17 protein-coding genes and 1 riboswitch are annotated in these 17718 nt (G+C 69.7%); of the genes, 9 read left to right on the top strand and 8 right to left on the bottom strand.

Features of this window, described 5'->3' with window-relative positions; translation table 11 throughout:
- Positions 1-35: 35 nt before the first annotated feature.
- Both AC5Y7D_RS09190 and AC5Y7D_RS09185 read left to right on the top strand, forming a co-directional pair.
- Positions 36-1697: an MFS transporter gene (locus tag AC5Y7D_RS09190; protein ID WP_499923571.1), complete on the top strand. Its 1662-nt coding sequence runs from the start codon at positions 36-38 to the stop codon at positions 1695-1697.
- Positions 1694-2179 carry a DUF2771 domain-containing protein gene (locus AC5Y7D_RS09185; protein ID WP_499923366.1) on the top strand — a complete coding sequence of 162 codons (486 nt, stop codon included), beginning with the start codon at positions 1694-1696 and terminating at the stop codon, positions 2177-2179. Before AC5Y7D_RS09190 ends, AC5Y7D_RS09185 begins: the two co-directional genes overlap by 4 nt.
- Before the next feature lie 92 nt (positions 2180-2271).
- Here the strand turns inward: AC5Y7D_RS09185 and AC5Y7D_RS09180 are convergent, their stop codons facing one another.
- Positions 2272-2394: a hypothetical protein gene (locus AC5Y7D_RS09180; protein WP_499923365.1), complete on the bottom strand. Its 123-nt coding sequence runs from the start codon at positions 2392-2394 to the stop codon at positions 2272-2274.
- Between the two features lie 140 nt (positions 2395-2534).
- Between AC5Y7D_RS09180 and AC5Y7D_RS09175 the strand changes: the two genes are divergently transcribed.
- Entirely contained in the window at positions 2535-6284 is a 3750-nt protein-coding gene (locus AC5Y7D_RS09175; protein ID WP_499923364.1) for a PE family protein, read from the top strand.
- 58 nt (positions 6285-6342) lie between these two features.
- Entirely contained in the window at positions 6343-6672 is a 330-nt protein-coding gene (locus AC5Y7D_RS09170) for a PE family protein (protein ID WP_499923363.1), read from the top strand.
- Positions 6673-6951: 279 nt separating this feature from the next.
- Here the strand turns inward: AC5Y7D_RS09170 and AC5Y7D_RS09165 are convergent, their stop codons facing one another.
- The 3 genes from AC5Y7D_RS09165 to AC5Y7D_RS09155 all read right to left on the bottom strand — a co-directional run bounded on the left by AC5Y7D_RS09165 (position 6952) and on the right by AC5Y7D_RS09155 (position 10446).
- Positions 6952-7956: a glutathione S-transferase family protein gene (locus AC5Y7D_RS09165; protein ID WP_499923362.1), complete on the bottom strand. Its 1005-nt coding sequence runs from the start codon at positions 7954-7956 to the stop codon at positions 6952-6954.
- Positions 7957-7992: 36 nt separating this feature from the next.
- On the bottom strand, positions 7993-9939 hold the full coding sequence (locus AC5Y7D_RS09160; protein ID WP_499923361.1) for an acyl-CoA dehydrogenase family protein: 1947 nt from the start codon (positions 9937-9939) through the stop codon (positions 7993-7995).
- 87 nt (positions 9940-10026) lie between these two features.
- Positions 10027-10446 carry a cold-shock protein gene (locus AC5Y7D_RS09155; RefSeq protein WP_205874648.1) on the bottom strand — a complete coding sequence of 140 codons (420 nt, stop codon included), beginning with the start codon at positions 10444-10446 and terminating at the stop codon, positions 10027-10029.
- 163 nt (positions 10447-10609) lie between these two features.
- On the opposite strand from AC5Y7D_RS09155, the gene AC5Y7D_RS09150 reads away from it, so the two are divergent.
- The 4 genes from AC5Y7D_RS09150 to AC5Y7D_RS09135 all read left to right on the top strand — a co-directional run bounded on the left by AC5Y7D_RS09150 (position 10610) and on the right by AC5Y7D_RS09135 (position 13704).
- A complete protein-coding gene (locus tag AC5Y7D_RS09150; RefSeq protein ID WP_499923360.1) occupies positions 10610-11005 on the top strand; it encodes a YccF domain-containing protein in 396 nt (131 codons plus the stop codon).
- Positions 11002-12069 (top strand): GTP 3',8-cyclase MoaA, encoded by a 1068-nt coding sequence (gene moaA / locus AC5Y7D_RS09145; RefSeq protein WP_499923358.1) that lies wholly within the window; start codon positions 11002-11004, stop codon positions 12067-12069. Before AC5Y7D_RS09150 ends, moaA begins: the two co-directional genes overlap by 4 nt.
- Positions 12062-12352 carry a MoaD/ThiS family protein gene (locus tag AC5Y7D_RS09140; protein WP_499923356.1) on the top strand — a complete coding sequence of 97 codons (291 nt, stop codon included), beginning with the start codon at positions 12062-12064 and terminating at the stop codon, positions 12350-12352. Before moaA ends, AC5Y7D_RS09140 begins: the two co-directional genes overlap by 8 nt.
- 248 nt (positions 12353-12600) lie before the next feature.
- Positions 12601-12777, top strand: a riboswitch (cyclic di-AMP (ydaO/yuaA leader).
- A 9-nt stretch (positions 12778-12786) separates the two neighbouring features.
- Positions 12787-13704, top strand: a complete 918-nt coding sequence (locus AC5Y7D_RS09135; protein WP_499923355.1) for a transglycosylase family protein — start codon at positions 12787-12789, stop codon at positions 13702-13704.
- A gap of 42 nt (positions 13705-13746) precedes the next feature.
- On the opposite strand, the gene AC5Y7D_RS09130 is transcribed toward AC5Y7D_RS09135, so the two are convergent.
- From AC5Y7D_RS09130 to AC5Y7D_RS09115, 4 genes are read right to left on the bottom strand one after another with little or no spacing between them, the layout of a single operon-like run.
- Positions 13747-14172 (bottom strand): molybdenum cofactor biosynthesis protein MoaE, encoded by a 426-nt coding sequence (locus tag AC5Y7D_RS09130; RefSeq protein WP_499923353.1) that lies wholly within the window; start codon positions 14170-14172, stop codon positions 13747-13749.
- Positions 14169-14648 (bottom strand): MogA/MoaB family molybdenum cofactor biosynthesis protein, encoded by a 480-nt coding sequence (locus tag AC5Y7D_RS09125; RefSeq protein ID WP_499923352.1) that lies wholly within the window; start codon positions 14646-14648, stop codon positions 14169-14171. Before AC5Y7D_RS09125 ends, AC5Y7D_RS09130 begins: the two co-directional genes overlap by 4 nt.
- Positions 14645-15157, bottom strand: a complete 513-nt coding sequence (moaC, locus tag AC5Y7D_RS09120) for a cyclic pyranopterin monophosphate synthase MoaC (RefSeq protein ID WP_499923350.1) — start codon at positions 15155-15157, stop codon at positions 14645-14647. The genes AC5Y7D_RS09125 and moaC overlap by 4 nt, the downstream gene beginning before the upstream one ends.
- 9 nt (positions 15158-15166) lie before the next feature.
- Positions 15167-15358 carry a hypothetical protein gene (locus tag AC5Y7D_RS09115; protein WP_499923349.1) on the bottom strand — a complete coding sequence of 64 codons (192 nt, stop codon included), beginning with the start codon at positions 15356-15358 and terminating at the stop codon, positions 15167-15169.
- A 71-nt stretch (positions 15359-15429) separates the two neighbouring features.
- Between AC5Y7D_RS09115 and AC5Y7D_RS09110 the strand changes: the two genes are divergently transcribed.
- On the top strand, positions 15430-17703 hold the full coding sequence (locus AC5Y7D_RS09110) for a helicase-associated domain-containing protein (RefSeq protein WP_499923348.1): 2274 nt from the start codon (positions 15430-15432) through the stop codon (positions 17701-17703).
- Positions 17704-17718 lie beyond the last annotated feature (15 nt).

Below are 17718 nucleotides of genomic sequence, written 5' to 3'. Positions count from 1 at the left end.
TGGTGTCCGGACGGCGAGGTGATGATGCGGGCCGGATGGCCCCCCGCCCGGGCCGCCGGACCCGATCGGCGAACCAGCACCCGGGTATGGCCAACTACCCCGCCGACTATCCTGCCGACGGATCCGACTATCGCCGGTCGCGCCGTCCCCCGCCGATGCCCAGCGCCAACCGCTACCTGCCGCCGCTGGACCAGGAGCCCCCGCCGGAGCGCGACAGCGAGCCGGAATCGCCGCGGGGTTCGGGTGAACGGATCACCGTCACCCGCGCCGCGGCCATGCGCAGCCGCGAAATGGGATCGCGGATGTACTGGATGGTGCAGCGGGCCGCCACCGCCGACGGCGCCGACAAGTCTGGTCTGACGGCCCTGACCTGGCCGGTGATGGCGAACTTCGCCGTCGACTCCGCCATGGCGGTTGCGCTGGCCAACACGCTGTTCTTCGCGGCGGCCAGCGGGGAGAGCAAGTCCAAGGTCGCGTTGTACCTGCTGATCACGATCGCGCCGTTCGCGGTCATCGCGCCGCTGATCGGCCCGGCGCTGGACAAATTGCAGCACGGCCGGCGCGTCGCGCTGGCCCTATCGTTCGCGTTGCGCACGGCGTTGGCGCTGGTGCTGATCATGAATTACGACGGTGCCAGCGGCAGCTTCCCGCCCTGGGTGTTATACCCGTGTGCACTGGCCATGATGGTGTTCTCCAAATCGTTCAGCGTGCTGCGCAGCGCGGTGACGCCCCGGGTCATGCCGCCGACCATCGATCTGGTCCGGGTCAATTCCCGGCTGACGGTGTTCGGCCTGCTCGGCGGCACCATCGCCGGCGGCGCCATCGCGGCGGGCGTGGAGTTCGCATGCACCCACATGTTCAAGATGCCCGGCGCCCTGTTCGTCGTGGTGGGCATCACCATCGTCGGCGCGCTGCTTTCCATGCGAATTCCCAGCTGGGTCGAGGTGACCGCGGGCGAGGTGCCGGCCACGTTGAGCTATCACCGCCACAGCGACCACCTGCACCAGAGCTGGCAGGAAGAAAGCAAGAAAACCGGGGGAAAGCTACGACAACCGTTGGGCCGCAACATCATCACCTCGTTGTGGGGCAACTGCACGATCAAGGTCATGGTCGGGTTCCTGTTTCTCTACCCCGCGTTTGTGGCCAAGGCGCACGACGCCGACGGGTGGGTGCAACTGGCCATGCTGGGAATGATCGGCGCCGCGGCCGCCATCGGTAACTTCGCCGGCAACTTCGCCAGTGCACGGCTGAAACTGGGCCGGCCGGCCGTCCTGGTGGTGCGGTGCACGCTGGCAGTCACGGCCGTGGCCATCGTCGCCGCCGTCGCCGGAAACCTGGTCGTCGCGGCCATCGCGACGCTGATCACCTCGGGATCCAGTGCCATCGCCAAGGCGTCGCTGGACGCCTCGCTGCAGGACGATCTGCCGGAGGAATCGCGCGCGTCGGGATTCGGGCGTTCGGAGTCCACCCTGCAACTGGCCTGGGTGCTGGGTGGCGCGGTCGGGGTGCTGGTGTACACCGAACTGTGGGTGGGTTTCACCGCGGTCAGCGCGCTGCTGGTACTCGGCCTGGCCCAGACGATCGTCAGCTTCCGCGGCGACTCGCTGATTCCGGGCCTCGGCGGAAACCGGCCCGTCATGGTCGAGCAGGAGGGCCGGCGCATCGGCCCACCGGCCACCGGAGCGGTGCCCCGGTGAAGCGGACAGTGGCCGCGCTCGTCGCGGTCGTCGTGGTGGCACTGGCCGCGGGCGCCGGCCTCGGGGCATGGCTGCTCTCCCGAGATCGCGGTCCGCACCTGCCGGTGATCAGCGCCTACTCGCGCGGCCACACCATCAGGGTGGGCCCTTACCTGTACTGCAATGTGCTCAACCTCAACGACTGTCAGACGCCGCAGTCGCAGGGCGAACTACAGGTGAGCGAACGCTTTCCGGTGCAACTGTCGGTACCCGAGTCCATTGGCCGGGCCCCGTGGCGTCTGCTGCAGATCTACGAGGACCCGACCAACACCGCGACCACTTTCTTCCGGCCGGACAGCCGGCTGGCCGTCACCATCCCCACCGTCGATCCGCAGCGGGGACGGCTCACCGGGGTGGTCGTGCAGCTGCTGACCCTGGTGGTCGACGACGGCGAGCTGCGCGAAGCGCCGCACGCGGAATGGTCTGTGCGCGTGGTGTTTTGATCTCTGCCGGATGCAGGCACCGTGGCCGGCCGGCGCGCTGAAGTCCCGAGCGGCGGCCCCGGCGGGGTGCCGACACCAATCGGCCTGCCCCGCTATCCGCACCGGCGCAGCCGCACCGCATAGCCGTCACAGCCCTCCACGGTGACGCGGGTGGCGTCGACGCCGTCGAACTCCACGGCCACGCCGAGCCGACACGCCGGCGCGGTACCGGACACCGCTTTTTCTGTGCTGAATCCAGTTACCGCAAATATTTGCAATCAAGTGATTGATTCTGTCTCACGGGCATACAGTTGGCGCCGAACGAGACGGATCGGCCGCAGCAGAGCTGCCGCGTGAACAGCAAAAGGGGCGCCCGATGTCGCTACTGATCACATCGCCGGATCTGCTCATCGGCGGCGCAACACACATAGCTGGCATCGGTTCACTGATCGACAACGCCACTGTGGCAGCGACCGCAACCACGAACGTAATGACAGCCGCCAGCGACGAAGTCTCGCTGGCCATCGCCTCCCTGTTCGAGCAACACGGCGCCGATTACCAAACGATCGCGATCCGCATCGCGCGCTGGCACGCCCAGTTCGTCGACACCCTGACCAACACCGGTCTGATATATGCCGACTCCGAAACCGGCAACGCCCTGCGGTTGAGCGCCGCCGCCGAGACCGCTCCCCTGGCCCGCATACAGGCGGCCCTGATCAGCACTCCCGAAGCGCTGCTCCTGGACCCGATCGACACCGTCGGCCAGGGCTGGCTCACGAGCCCCCTGGGGTCCCTCGTCAACCCGGTGCTCAATGCACCGTTCACCGCCCTGACCGGGCGTGCCTTGGTGGGCAACGGCGCCGCCGGCGCGGTCGGGGTCAATGGTGGCAACGGCGGCAGCGGCGGTTGGCTCTATGGTCACGGCGGCGACGGCGCCGCCGCCACGGCCACGACCGCTGCCGGGCGTGGTGGTGACGCCGGATTGTTCGGCCACGGCGGGGCAGGTGGGGCGGCCCTGGCCAATTCTGGTGGCAACGGCGGGGCCGGCGGTAACGGCGGTCTGTACTTCGGCGACGGCGGACCCGGCGCACCGGGCGCGGCCTCGCTGAATCCGCTGATTCCCGGCGGCAACGGCGGCGCGGGCGGCAACGCGTGTTGGTACGGCAAAGGTGGTGCAGGTGGGGCCGGCGGGCTGGGCGCGCCCGGAGCGGCCGGCGCCGCGGGCGGCGCGGGCGGCAACGGCGGCGCCGGCGGCATGGGCGGCACCCTCTGGGGCAATGGCGGCGACGGTGGTGTCGGCGGTGCCGGCGGCCACGGCGGGCACGGCAGCAACGGCACTAACGGCGCGGCCGGCAACTTCAGCACCGGCAACGGCACCGGCGGAAACGGCACCAACGGCACGGACGGCGGGGCCGGCGGCGCGGGTGGGACGGGCGGCAACGCCGGCGGCGCCCGCGGCATCGGCGATGCCGGAACCAACGGCAGCGGTGGCGCCGGCGGCGCCGGCGGCAACGGCGGGTTGGCCGGAGACGGCGGAGTCGGCGCCGCGGGCAACGCCCAGTTCATCAACGGCGCGAACGGCGGCAACGGCGGTGAAGCCGGGGCCGCCGGCGCCGGCGGCCTCGGCGGCAACGCGGGAACCGGGGGAACCGGGGGAACTATCGGCGCCACGGGCCTAAGTGGCGCCGTGGTGGCCAGCGGTAGCGGCGGTAACGGCGGCGCCGGCTTCAGTGCCACCACCCCGAGCGCTCACGGCGGCAACGGCGGCAACGGTGGCGTTGGTGGGTCCGTCGGCAACGGCGGCAACGGCGGGGCCGGCGGAAACGGAGCCAACGCCACCGCGTCGGGCGCCGACGGCGGTAACGGCGGTAACGGCGGCAACGGTGGCAACGCCGGCGTCGATGGTGCGTCGGCCGGCAACTCCGGCGGCGGCGGCAACGGCGGCAACGGGTCCACCGGCAATGCGAGTGTCAACGCTGGTACCGGCGGCGCTGGCGGCCAGGGCGGCAATGCGGGCGCCGTCGGAAACGGTGGTACCAAAGCCGCCACCGTCGGCAATGCCGGCAACGGCGGCAACGGCGGCAACGGCTCCACCGATCGCGTCAACGGCGGACCCGGCGGCAACGGCGGCGCGGGCGGCGACGCCGGCACCGTCGGGTCCGGCGGCAACGGCGGCCGCGGCGGCGGGGGCGGAGCCGGCACCAGCTTCTCCGGGGCACGGGCCGACGGCGGTGACGGCGGCCACGGCGGCAACGGCAGTCAGGGTGGTGTCGCCGGCGACGGTGGCGACGGCGGAAACGGCGTCCAGGGCGGCAACGGTGGGCGTGGCGGCGACGGCGGAAACGCCGCCGGCGGCACCGCAGGCGACGGGGGCGACGGTGGAAACGGTGCGGGCAGCAACGTCCTCGGCGACGGGAGCGGCGGTAAGGGTGGAGCCGGCGGCAATGCCGGCACCGTCGGCGCTGCGGCCGACGGCGGCAACGGCGGAAACGGCGGCAACGGCAGCAACGGCAACACGAACGGAGTCGGCGGGGCCGGCGGCCACGGCGGCAACGCCACCTCCGGGCAGGGCCAAGCCGGTAACGGCGGCAACGGCGGCAAAGGTGGCTCCGGAATCCTGAACACCGGCACGGGGCTGGCCGGCGGTGACGGAGGAGACACCGGCACGATCGGCGCTCCCGCAACCGCCGGTAACGGCGGTGAAGGCGGTGCCGGAATTAACAACGGCAGCGGCGGAAACGGCGGAAAGGGCGGCAACGCAGCCAACAGCGGCACCGCCGGCAAAGGCGGCAACGGGGGCGCCGGCGGAGCGAACGGCGGCGCTGGCGGCAACGGCGGCGACGGCGGCAACGGCGGAGGCCACGGCGACGGTGGCAACGGCGGGGCCGGCGGAAACGGGGTACTTGGTTTCAACAACGGGACCGGCGGTGCCGGCGGCGCGGGCGGTAACGCCGGAGCGAACGGCAACGGCGGGGCCGGTGGCGCCGGCGGCAGAGGACTGATCGGCACGGCCGCGCAAAACCCGCAGCCACTGCCCGCCTCGACCAACCCCCCTGCAGCGACCGGCCAACCCGGCACCAACGGCACCGGACCGAACGGCGCGGGCGGCCCCGGCGGACCCGGGGCCATGGGCACCACCGCGCAGCCCGGCGGCGAGGGCGGCGGGGGCGGCAGCGGTCAGATCCTGCAGACGTCGGACGGCGGCAATGGTGGCAAGGGTGGGGATGGCGGAGCCACCAACGGATCCGTCGCAGCGGCAGGCGGCAAGGGCGGAGGCGGCGGCGACGGCCACTTCAGCGGCAAGGGCGGCGACGGCGGCAACGGCGGCACCGGTGGCAGCGGCGGCGGCAGCGGCGGCGACGGTGGCACCGGCGGCCCCGGCGGTATCAGTGGCAACGGCGGCAACGGCGGCAACGGCGGCACCGGCGGTATCGGCGGCGGCACCGGCGGCAACGGCGGCAATGCCCCCGGCGTCGTCGCGACCGGCGGAAACGGTGGCACCGGCGGCGCCGGCGGTGGATCGGGGGGCATCGGCGGCAACGGGTTCAACGGTGGCGTCGGCGGCACCGGCGGCACCGGCACGGCCGGCAACGACGGTGCCGCCGGCGGCAGCGGCGGCGCGGGTGGCGCAGGCGGGACCGTATCCGGCAACGGCGGCGCAGGCGGGGCCGGCGGCGCGGGCGGCGCCGGGGGCACGGGAGCGGTCGGTGGTCACGGCGGCACCGGCGGCGAGGGCGGCGTCAACGGTACGTCGGGCAACGGCGGTGCCGGGGGCCGTGGCGGCGTCGGCGGCGCGGGTGGAGCGGGCGGCGGCGGCGGTGCGGGTGGCACTGCAACCAACGGCACCGGCGGAACCGGCGGGGCCGGCGGCAATGGCGGGGCCGGCGCAACCGGTGGCACCGGTGGCAACGGTGGCGACAGTGGCAGCGCCGACTTCTACACCAGCCCGGGGCAGGGCGGCGTCGGTGGAACCGGTGGCGGTGGTGGCATCGGCGGCAATGCCGGCGCGGGCGGCCAGGGCGGCGGCAGCGTCACCGGCAACCCAGGCCTGTCGGGCCTCTCCGGTGTAGGCGGTGCCGACGGCAAGGCCGGCGCAAATGGCACCAAGGGCTCGGTCACACCCTGAGACTCGGCCGGACAGGTTTGCCGAAAAAGGATTGTTCAACGCAGAACAGAGGCAGACTATGTCGTCTGTTAGCCCGGAGTTGTTGGCCGTTGCAACCTCGGACCTGGCGGGAATCGGCACGGCGCTTGGGGCGGCCGACGCCGCGCCGACCACGGCGTTGGCCGCAGCCGGCGCCGATGAGGTGTCGGGCGCGCTGGCGGCGTTGTTCGGCGGCTATGGCCAGCAGTACCGGTCGGTGGCCGCTGAGATGACGTTGTCCCGCCAGCAGTTCGTCGCCAGCCTGAATTCGGCAGTTGCGACGTTGGGTGCGCTGCAGGCGGCGACGGCGGTCAAGGCGGAGCGGGTGGCGAAGGCGTCAGGGTCTTTTCGGAGAAAGTTTCGGGGGTAGCGGTGGCGCCCGTGGGGACGCCGGGAGTGCCGGGGGCAGCGGCCTGGGCACCGAGGGCGGCGATGCCGGAGCCGGCGGTACGAACGGCGACGGCACTGTGGCGGCCGGAGGCACCCGACGGCCTATCCGGCGGCAACGGGCAGGGCGGCACAACGGCGCGCCCGGCACCAAGGGCATGAACCACCACTCTAGGGACCTGACCCCGCCCGCGTTGTGGATCGGACCATGGCCGTGGGCTCCGTTGACAGCCCCGTGACGTAGCGGTCGGCGCGACAGCCGCTATGCCCCGTGATCGGCCGACACCCGCTCCCCCTCGAGCGGCGGCCCCGGCGGGGTGCCGTCGCCGAAAGGCCTGCCGCCCAACGTTTCCCGTCCATGCGGCGTGAGCCAGCCGGACAGCTCCGGCCCCTTGGGCACGATGCCGGTGGGGTTGATGTCGGCGTGCACGATGTAGTAGTGCTGCTTGATCTGAACGAAGTCGGTGGTATCACCGAAGCCCGGTGTCTGGAACAGGTCTCGCGCGTAGGCCCACAACACCGGCATCTCCGCCAGTTTCGACCGATTGCACTTGAAGTGCCCGTGATACACCGGGTCGAAGCGGGCCAGGGTGGTGAACAGCCGGACGTCGGCCTCGCTGATGGTGTCGCCCACCAGGTATCGCCGCTGCGCCAGCCGGTCACTGACCCAGTCCAGCGCGGCGAACAGCCGGTCGTAGGCCGCTTCGTAGGACTCCTGTGAGCCGGCGAACCCGCACCGGTACACCCCGTTGTTGATCTCGGTGTAGATCCGCTTGCTCACTTCGTCAATCTCGGTCCGCAGTTCCTCGGGGTACAGCTGAGGTGCCCCTTCCCGGTGATAGGCGGTCCACTCCGTGGAGAAGTCGAGGGTGATCTGCGCGAAGTCGTTGGTGACCACGGCACCGGTCGTGATGTCGACGATCGCCGGCACGGTGATGCCCTTGGAGTACTCGGGGTCACGCTCGAAGTAGGCATCCTGCAACCGCGGGATTTTCAGTACCGGGTCCACCCCACCGGGATCCAGGTCGAACGTCCAGCTGCGCTCGTCATGAGTTGGGCCGCAAAAGCCAATGGAGAGCACCGATTCCAGCCCCAAGAGTCTGCGCACGATGATCGCGCGGTTGGCCCACGGACATGCGCGGGCGACCACCAGCCGGTACCGGTCTGGCTCCACCGGATAACCGTCGCGCCCGTCGGCGGTGATGCGTGTGGTGATGTAGTTGGTGTCGCGGTTGAATTCGCCCTTGCCGGCAACGTAGGAGCCCATTCAGCCATCCTGCCGCACGCGACCCGACGCAGATATCTACCGGGTGGCGTCTACCGGCGCACTCTTGAATCGCCGAGCCAGATTCGACTCGGCGGACGGACCCGGCTCCCACTGCGCGATCCACGGCCCAGTGCCCTCCGACTGGTCGATGATGCCGTTCTCCAGCCAGGCGTAGCGCCCCTCCAGCACGGCGTTGGTCAGTGTGACATCGTCGCTGTCGGTGTTGGCCCACAACGCATCGAACAGTGCCTCGACCCGCAAAGTGGCTTGTCGGCAGAACAATTCGGCCAGTTCGTAGGCCGCCTCGCCGGCTACCGGATCGGTGGTCCGCTGCGCCTCGGCGCGCACGCAGGCCGCCGCCATGGCGAACAGCTCCGCCCCGATGTCCACGACCCGGCCGAGGAAGCCTTGTCTCTGCTCCAATTTGGCCTGCCACCGGGCCATTCCGTAGAACGTGTTGCGGGCCAGCTTGCGGCTGCAGCGCTCGACGAACCGCAAGTGCGCCGCCAGCCGGCCGAACTCGCCGTACGACGTGGGGCGTTGTCCGTCGCCGAACACCAGTTTCGGCAACCACTTTGCGTAGAACCCGCTCGCGCCCACGGCGGCCGCCGCCTTCTGGCGCAAGTCAGCGTCCGGTTTGGCCAAGTCGCCCGCGGCATCGAGATGGGCATCGACCGCCTCGCGGGCGATGAGCAGCCGCATGATTTCACTGGCGCCCTCGAAAATCCGGTTGATTCGCAGGTCGCGCAGGGATTGCTCCCCCGGTGCGGCACGCTCGCCGCGAGCGGCCAGCGATTCCGCGGTCTCATAGCCCCGCCCGCCGCGGATCTGCATCAGGTCGTCGGCAATCACACACGCCATCTCGCTGGACCACAGCTTGGCCAGCGCCGCTTCGATCCGGATGTCATTGCGCCCCTCGTCGGCCAGCTGACCCGACAACTCCAGCACCGCGTCAAGCGCGTAGGTGGTTGCGGCCATGAACGCGATCTTGCCGGCGACCGCTTCGTGCCTGCCGATCGGCTTGCCCCACTGCACCCGCTCCCGCGACCACTCCCGCGCGATCTTCAACGACCATTTGGCCGACCCGGTGGCCATCGCGGGCAGCGCCAACCGACCGACGTTCAACGTAGTAAGCGCGATTCGCAGACCGTCACCCTCACGGCCGATCAGGTTCTCGGCCGGAACCCGGACCCGATGCATCCTGGTGACACCGTTCTCGATACCGCGCAGACCCATGAACTGGTTGCGTCGCTCGACGGTGATGCCGGGCGAATCTGCCTCGACGACAAAGGCACTGATGCCGCCACGGTGTCCCTCACTCTTCGGCACCCGCGCCATCACCACCAGCAGTTCGGCGATCACGCCGTTGGTGGTCCACAACTTCACGCCCACGAGCTCGTAGGCCCGGCCGTCGTCGACCGGCGTCGCCGTGCATGCCAGCCGCGCGGGGTCCGAACCCACATCGGGTTCGGTCAGCAAGAACGCCGAGATCGCGCCGGCGGCGCAGCGCGGCAGGAACTTTCGTTTCTGTTCGGGGGAGCCGGCGAGCTTCAGCGGTTCGGGCACCCCGATCGACTGATGTGCCGACAACAGCGCACCGAGGCTGGGATGAACGGTCGAGACCAGCATGAGCGCGCGGTTGTAGGCGACCTGCGACATGTTCAGACCGCCGTATTCGGCGGGAATCTTCATTCCGAAACAGCCCAGTTCGGCCAAGCCGGCGAGGTATTCGTCAGGTATCTGTGCCTCGCGCTCGATGACGCTGCCCCTGACAGTGTCAAGGAATTCCCGCAGCCTGCCCAAAAACTCCGCGGTGCGTTCCTCCTCGGCGACGCGGGGCCGGGGGAAAGGGTGGATGAGGTCCAACGAGAACCGTCCGAGAAACAACTCCTTGGCGAAAGACGGCTTCTCCCAGCCACTTTCCCGCGATTCCTCGGCAACGGCCCGAGCCTGCTCTTCGGTTACCTGAACTTGCTGCGCCATCGCCGCCTCCTCGTTGCGCCCTTACAACCAGGAGTGAGTACCCGCTTCCCGGCGGGATACGCCGGGAACACGGGCGGCGGCGGCCGCCTAAGCCTCGAACTCCCGGGCCACGGCCTTGACCACCTCGGAGATCTGGCGGGCGGTCTTGCGATCCGGGTAGCGACCCTTGCGAAGCTCTGGTTGCACGGTGCTTTCCAGCAACGTGATCATGTCCTCGACCATGCCGTGGAGTTCGTCGGGACTGTGCTTGTGCTCGGCCGGAGCGTCGCGGCGCGGGCGGGCAGCCGACCGGGCCAGGCTTGGCGGCGGGTCGATCAGCTTCAGGCTCAAGGCCTGCGGCCCGCGCCGTCCGGAAGCGATGCCGAACTCGACCTTCTGTCCCGCCTTGAGCCCCTCGACACCCGCGGGCAACGCCGAGGAGCGGACGTAGACGTCCTCGCCATCCTCTTGCGACAGGAAGCCGAACCCCTTCTCGGAGTCGTACCACTTCACTTTGCCGGTCGGCACTGCTCTCACCTGCTTGTCTGATGGATCACTGGTATGCGACATAGAAGACGCGTCCCACCTGCGCAGGACGCGATGACGATCACAGATCCTACTCGGACGCCTGCCCACCGAGCACCCCGGTTTACCCGGCACTCGGTAGGCTGGCGGTACCGCTGGAGGAAAGATGCGCCTGATCCTGAACGTTATCTGGCTTGTTTTCGGTGGCCTCTGGCTGGCCTTGGGCTACCTACTGGCAGCGCTCGTGTGCTTCCTGCTGATCGTCACCATCCCGTTCGGTTTCGCGGCCCTGCGTATCGCGTCATATGCGCTGTGGCCCTTCGGCCGCACCATCGTCGAGAAGCCGGGCGCCGGGACCGGCGCCCTGATCGGCAATGTCATCTGGGTGCTGCTGTTCGGTCTGTGGCTGGCGATCGGCCATCTCACCAGTGCGATCGCGATGGCCGTCACAATCATCGGAATCCCCCTGGCGGTCGCGAATCTGAAGATGATCCCGGTATCACTGGTTCCGCTGGGCAAGGAGATCGTGCCCGCCGACTGGCCGGCGCGGAGGACCGCATGACGCTGACCACGCTCGGTGTTCCGGTCGTGCCCAGGCCGGGTGCCCCGGTCGAAGGCTTGGCCGGACCGTTGGTGGACAGCTTCGGCCGCGTCGCCACGGATCTGCGGGTCTCGCTCACCGACCGCTGCAATCTGCGCTGCAACTACTGCATGCCCGAAGAGGGCCTGAACTGGCTGCCGGGGCGGCAACTGCTTCAGCCCGACGAGTTGGCCCGGCTGCTGCGCATCGCGGTCACCCGGTTGGGGGTGACCAGTGTTCGGTTCACCGGTGGCGAACCGTTGCTGGCTCGCCATCTCGAAGAGGTGGTCGCCGCGGCGGCCGCTCTGACGCCGCGCCCGGAGATCTCGTTGACCACCAACGGGGTGGGGCTGGCACGACGGGCGGCGGCGCTGGCGGCAGCCGGCCTGGACCGGGTCAACGTTTCGCTGGACAGCGTCAACGCCGCCCATTTCGCGGCAATCACGCGTCGGGACCGGCTCGGCGACGTGTTGGCCGGCCTGGCGGGCGCCAAGGCCGCCGGCCTGCAGCCGGTCAAGGTCAACGCGGTGCTGGACCCCGGCACCGGACGCGAAGACGTCGTCGAATTGCTGCGCTACTGCCTGCAGCACGGCTACCAGCTGCGCATCATCGAGCAGATGCCACTCGACGCCGGACACCGGTGGCGTCCCGGCGCCGCGCTGAGCGCCGACGACGTCCTTGCGGCCCTGCGCCCGCACTTCCGTCTCGAACCGGACCCCGCACCGCGTGGTTCGGCCCCCGCTCAGTTGTGGCTGGTCGACGCGGGGCCGGAAACACCGGGCGGCAAGGTCGGAATCATCGCGTCGGTGTCGCATGCGTTCTGTTCGACATGCGATCGCACCCGGCTGACTGCCGACGGCCAGATCCGCAGCTGCCTGTTCTCCAGCGAGGAGACCGACCTCCGCGGCCTCCTGCGCGGCGGCGCCGACGATGACGTCATCGCGGCGGCGTGGCGCGCCGCCATGTGGGCCAAGCCCGCCGGCCACGGGATCAACGAACCAGGATTCGTCCAGCCCGCCCGTCCGATGAGCGCGATCGGTGGCTGAGACGAGAGCTCAGACGGCTCCGCAGGCCGTCCCGATCCGGGTGACGGTTCGCTATTTTGCGGCCGCCAGGGCCGCCGCCGGTATCGAGTCGGAAACGCTCACGTTGCCAACCGGTACGACAGTCGCCGGACTGGTTACGGAACTGGCCAATCGGGGTACTCGACTGGCAACAATTTTGAGCCGATGCTCTTATCTTCGCGATGGAATTGCCGTTCGAGATGAGGCCTCGGTGTTATCCACCGGCAACACGATTGACGTACTCCCCCCGTTTGCCGGCGGTTAAAACTGTGAGTTATCTCACGTAACGGAACGATAACAACGCGGCCACGCTCCGATGTCGAGTGCTATGAGCTGCGGTAACACGGTGCCGTCCTGGCGTTTTGCACGGTTGGTGTGACTAAAACGCCCAGCGGTCGCACACGTGACGGGATCGCCGGAAACCGCTACCGTCTCGGGAGGCTCGTCAACCAAACCCGAGAGATGAGCCCTCCTTCACCTACAGCGCGCCTAGCTCCATCCATGTAGGCGAGGGATTCCGACCCGCGGATGGAGGCGGGGGACCCAACAGGTCCACCGAGATCGGACCGGAGCCATTGGCGGCTCCTTGGGGTGAAGCCGGCGTCGTATCAACGGTGAACGACGCGGCCGGGGGACCTCTCCCATCCGAACCCGACAGCTCACCTCGCAGGCGTGTAACCGAGAGGAAATACCGAGCGTATGACTGGACGTCACCGCAAACCCACCACCTCAGGCGTCAGCGTCGCCAAGATCGCCTTCACCGGCGCGGTCATCGGCGGTGGCAGCCTCGCCATGGCCGCTCAGGCCGCGGCAGCCACCGACGCCGAATGGGACGCGGTTGCCCGCTGCGAGTCCGGCGGCAACTGGGCGATCAATACCGGTAACGGGTTCTACGGCGGCGTGCAGTTCGCAGCCGGCACCTGGGCCTCACACGGCGGCACCGAGTTCGCCCCGTCGGCCCAGCTGGCCACCAAGGATCAGCAGTTGGTCGTCGCCGAGCGCGTACTGGCCACACAGGGCCGCGGCGCCTGGCCGGTATGCGGGACCCCGCTGTCGGGGCCGAGCCCACGCACCCCCCAACCGGCGGCGCTGAACCAGCCGGTGGATGCTCCCGCACTCAACGGTGAGCAGATTCCGGACGCGCCACCGCCGGCAGAGGCTCCCGCGCCTCAGGTGCAACTCGCCGGCAACGACCTCGCGCTTGCTCCGGCTCCGGCCGACCTGGCTCCGGCTCCCGCCGACCTGCCGCCGGCCCCGGCCGACCTGCCGCCGGCCCCCGCCGACCTGGCTCCCGCCCCGGCCGACCTGCCGCCGGCCCCCGCCGACCTGCCGCCGGCCCCCGCCGACCTGGCTCCCGCCCCGGCCGACCTGCCGCCGGCTCCCGGCGATGACGTTCTGCCTCCGCCTGCCCCCGCGGTTGTCGAGACCGGCTTCCAGCCGGCTCCTCCCCCCGCGGATGTACCCGAGCAGGCGCCCGGCGACGTCGAAAACGCGCCGGTGGAGATTCACCAGGTCGCAGCCGTCGGCTACCACCGGCAGCTGTGGCAGGCGATCGTCGGCCAGGACATCGCCGGCAACGACGCGCTGGACGCGCTCGTCGCCGGTCCCGTCAGCTGACGTACGTGGCTCGGGCCTGACCCGGCGGGCTCAACCCGCGGGTCAGGCCGAACCCACCCATTCCTCAGTGCCGTCGTCGAAGAACTGGTGCTTCCATACCGGTAACCGCTGCTTGATGGCGTCCACAAGGCGCGCACACGTGGCGAACGCGGCCTGGCGATGGTCCGCCGCCACCGCAGTCACCAAAGCGGCCTCCCCGATCCGCAGGACACCGATGCGATGGCTGGCCGCGACCGCACGTACCCCGCTGGACTGATCGGCGACCTCGGACACCACCTCGGCGAACACGTCCGGGGCTGAAGGGTGCGCGGAATACTCCAGCCGAACCACCCGACGGCCTTCGTCGTGGTCGCGGATCACGCCGACAAAGCCGACCACAGCCCCCGCTGACTGGTGGGCCACCAAAGCTTCATGTTCGGCGAGCGAAATAGGCTGGTCGGTCACTGCGGCCCGCAGGACCTGCGTCATCGCTGGTGGTCTCCGCCGGCGAGCTGGTCCAGCGCGTGGCTGAGCACATCGGCCAGCACTGCGAGGCCGTCACGCACCCCGCCTGGTGAGCCGGGCAGGTTGATGATCAGCGTTTTGCCTGCCACACCACATACGCCGCGCGACAGCACGGAAGTGGGCACCTTCGGCAACCCGGACCGCCGAATCGCGTCGGCCAGTCCGGGAATCATGTAGTCCAACACCGCCACCGTCTGCTCCGGGGTGGTGTCGGTGGGCGCGATGCCCGTACCGCCAGAGGTGATGATCACATCGACTGCGGCCTCCAGCCCGTCGTGCAACGCGTCACCCACCGCTTCGCCATCGGCGACCACTCGTGGCTGTACGGGGAGAAACCCGCGTTGTTCCAGCCATTCCGCGATGATGGGCCCGCATTCATCGGCATAGACACCGGCCGAGGCGCGGGTGGAGGCGATGATGACCCGCGCCGTGCGGCTCATTGCCGCACCCAACTTCCGCTGCGCCCGCCTTCTTTACTGAGCACACGGATGTCGTCGATGCACGCGGCCGGGTCCACCGCCTTGATCATGTCGTACAGGGTCAGGGCCGCCACACTGACAGCGGTCAACGCTTCCATCTCCACCCCCGTTCGGTCGGTGCTGCGCACCATAGCAGTGATCACGATCTCCGCTTCGCCCATGGTGAAGTCGACGTCCACCCCGGTGAGTGCAAGCTGATGGCACAGCGGGATCAGGTCACTGGTCCGTTTGGCGGCCAGGATGCCCGCTACCCTCGCGGTGGCCAGCGCATCACCCTTGGGCAGTCCGCCGGCCGATATCAGCGCAACGACCTCAGCAGAGGTGCGCAGTGCGCCGGCGGCGACTGCGACGCGCCGGGTGACCCCTTTTTCCGTCACGTCGACCATGTGCGCCGCACCCCGCTCGTCCAGGTGCGACAGCGCCGACGCGGGGGCCTCAGAGCGTTCTTCAAAGGCCCCGGCCCCCGACATCCCGGCGGCCTACCAGGTGGCGTCCGTCACGGGATGGACATAGGGCAACTCTTCGGCAGGAATCGGAAACACCACTTCGCCGAACGGCGAGAGCGCACCCGTGCGGTCGGTCACGAGTTCGCTCACCGCGTGGTCATCGGGGTCGGTGGTCGGCCAGCCGGGGTCCACGTACTTTTCTTTGCGCGCCTTGGTGTCAGCCACGCGTCTATTCTGACAGGTCTGGTCACCGTCCGCGCCGGAAGGTTGATCCTCACGCCTAGGCTTGATCAGCAATGACCGAACACACCCCGGATATCCCGCTGGGGTCCTGGCTGGCCGACCTGCCCGACGAGCGGCTGATCCTGCTGTTGGAGCTGCGGCCGGACCTTGCCCAGCCACCCCCTGGCAGCGTGGCAGCGCTGGCCGCGCGTGCGCAGGCGCGTCAGTCGGTCAAGGCTGCCACCGATGACCTCGACTTTCTGCGGCTGGCGGTGCTGGATGCGCTGCTCGTGCTACAGGCCGACGCGGGGCCGGTTCCGGTCGGCAAGTTGGTGCCGCTGATCGCCGATACCGCGCCGGACGCCGACGTGATGGCGGCGCTGGAGGATCTCAGGAACCGCGCTTTGGTGTGGGGCGGCAGCGCGCTGCGGGTGGCCGCCGACGCCGGATCCGCGCTGCCTTGGCATCCCGGCCAGGTCACGCTCGAAGATCGCACGCACACCGGGGAGCGGATCGCCGCATTGATCGCCGAGGCCGACGAAGCGCAACGCGACGTGCTGAACAAGTTGCTCGAAGGGTCCCCGATGGGACGGACCCGCGACGCGGCGCCCGGGGCTCCGATGGACCGTCCGGTGCCGCAGTTGCTGGCGGCCGGCCTGCTGCGACGGGTCGACGACGAGACGGTGATCCTGCCCCGTCATGTTGCGCAGGTCTTGCGCGGCGAGACGCCCGGCCCGATGCACCTCACCGAGCCTGATCCGGTGGTATCGACCGTCAAAGCCGCGGCAGCCGACGCCTCGGCCGCCGGGGCCGTCGTCGACCTGCTCCGCCAGGTCGACGTATTGCTCGAAAACCTCAGTGCAGCACCCGTTTCCGAGTTGCGTAGCGGTGGTCTCGGGGTTCGGGAACTCAAGCGTCTGGCCAAAGTCACCGGCATCGACGAGCCCCGGCTGGGCCTGATCCTGGAGATCACCGCTGCGGCCGGGTTGATCGCCAGCGGCATGCCCGATCCCCAGCCGCAGCACGGTGATGGACCCTATTGGGCGCCGACGGCAACGGCCGACCGGTTCAGCACCATGTCCGCCGCCGACCGTTGGTACCTGCTGGCCACCACCTGGCTCGACTTGACCTGCCGGCCGACATTGATCGGCAGCCGCGGGCCCGACGGCAAACCCTATGGCGCACTGTCTAATTCACTGTTCTCTACCGCGGCTCCGCTGGACCGGCGACTGCTGCTGGCTTTGCTCGCCGGTCTCCCCGACGGGGCCGGAGTCGATGCGTATAGTGCTTCGGCAGCCCTGATCTGGCGGCGCCCGCGCTGGTCCCGACGGCTGCAACCGGAGCCGGTCGCCGATCTACTCGCCGAGGGGCATGCGCTGGGCCTGATCGGGCGCGGGGCGATCAGCACACCGGGCCGGGCCCTGCTCGAGGAGCAGTCTGACGAGCCCGGCACCGAGCCCGGTTCCGTCGTCGACGCAATGGCGCGCGCACTGCCCAAACCGATCGACCATTTTCTGGTCCAGGCCGACCTGACCGTGGTGGTGCCCGGACCGCTGGAACGCGACCTGGCCGACGACCTGGCCACCGTTGCCACCGTCGAATCCGCCGGTGCGGCAATGGTTTACCGGGTCGGTGAAGCATCGATCCGGCACGCACTCGATATCGGTAAGACCCGCGACTGGATGCACGCCTTCTTCGCCGACCACTCCAAAACCACGGTGCCGCAAGGGCTTACTTATCTCATCGACGATGTCGCCCGCCGGCACGGTCAGCTCCGTATCGGGATGGCGACGTCCTTCGTACGCTGCGAGGACCCTGCCCTGCTGGCGCAGGCGGTGGCAGCACCGGCCGCCGAAGGGTTACAGCTACGCGCGCTGGCCCCGACTGTGGCGGTGTCACCGGCGACCATCGCAGAAGTGCTCACCGCGCTGCGGGCAGCGGGGTTCGCCCCTGCCGCCGAAGACTCCACCGGCGCGATCGTCGACGTGCGGGCACGAGGCGCCCGGGTGCCCGCACCGCCCCACCGGCGCAGTTACCGGCCGGTCCCCCGTCCCAGCGCCGAGACCTTGAATGCGGTCGTGGGAGTGCTGCGAAAGGTGACCGCGGCCCCGTTCGGCAACATCCGGGTCGACCCCGCGGTGTCGATGTCCCTGCTGCAGCGCGCCGTCAAGGACCAGGACACGGTGCTCATCGGCTACCTCGACGCCGCGGGGGTGGCCACCCAGCGGGTGGTGTCCCCGGTGGTGGTCAGGGGCGGTCAGCTGGTGGCGTTCGATTCGGGGTCCGGGCGGATGCGTGACTTCGCCATCCACCGCATCACGTCGGTGATGTCGGCCAACGACGGATAATCGACTGATGCGCGC

It is taken from the genome of Mycobacterium sp. NGS49 (genome assembly GCF_059812565.1).
Note: the sequence above shows the minus strand (reverse complement) of the source record. Positions and strands in the feature narration are given on the sequence as shown.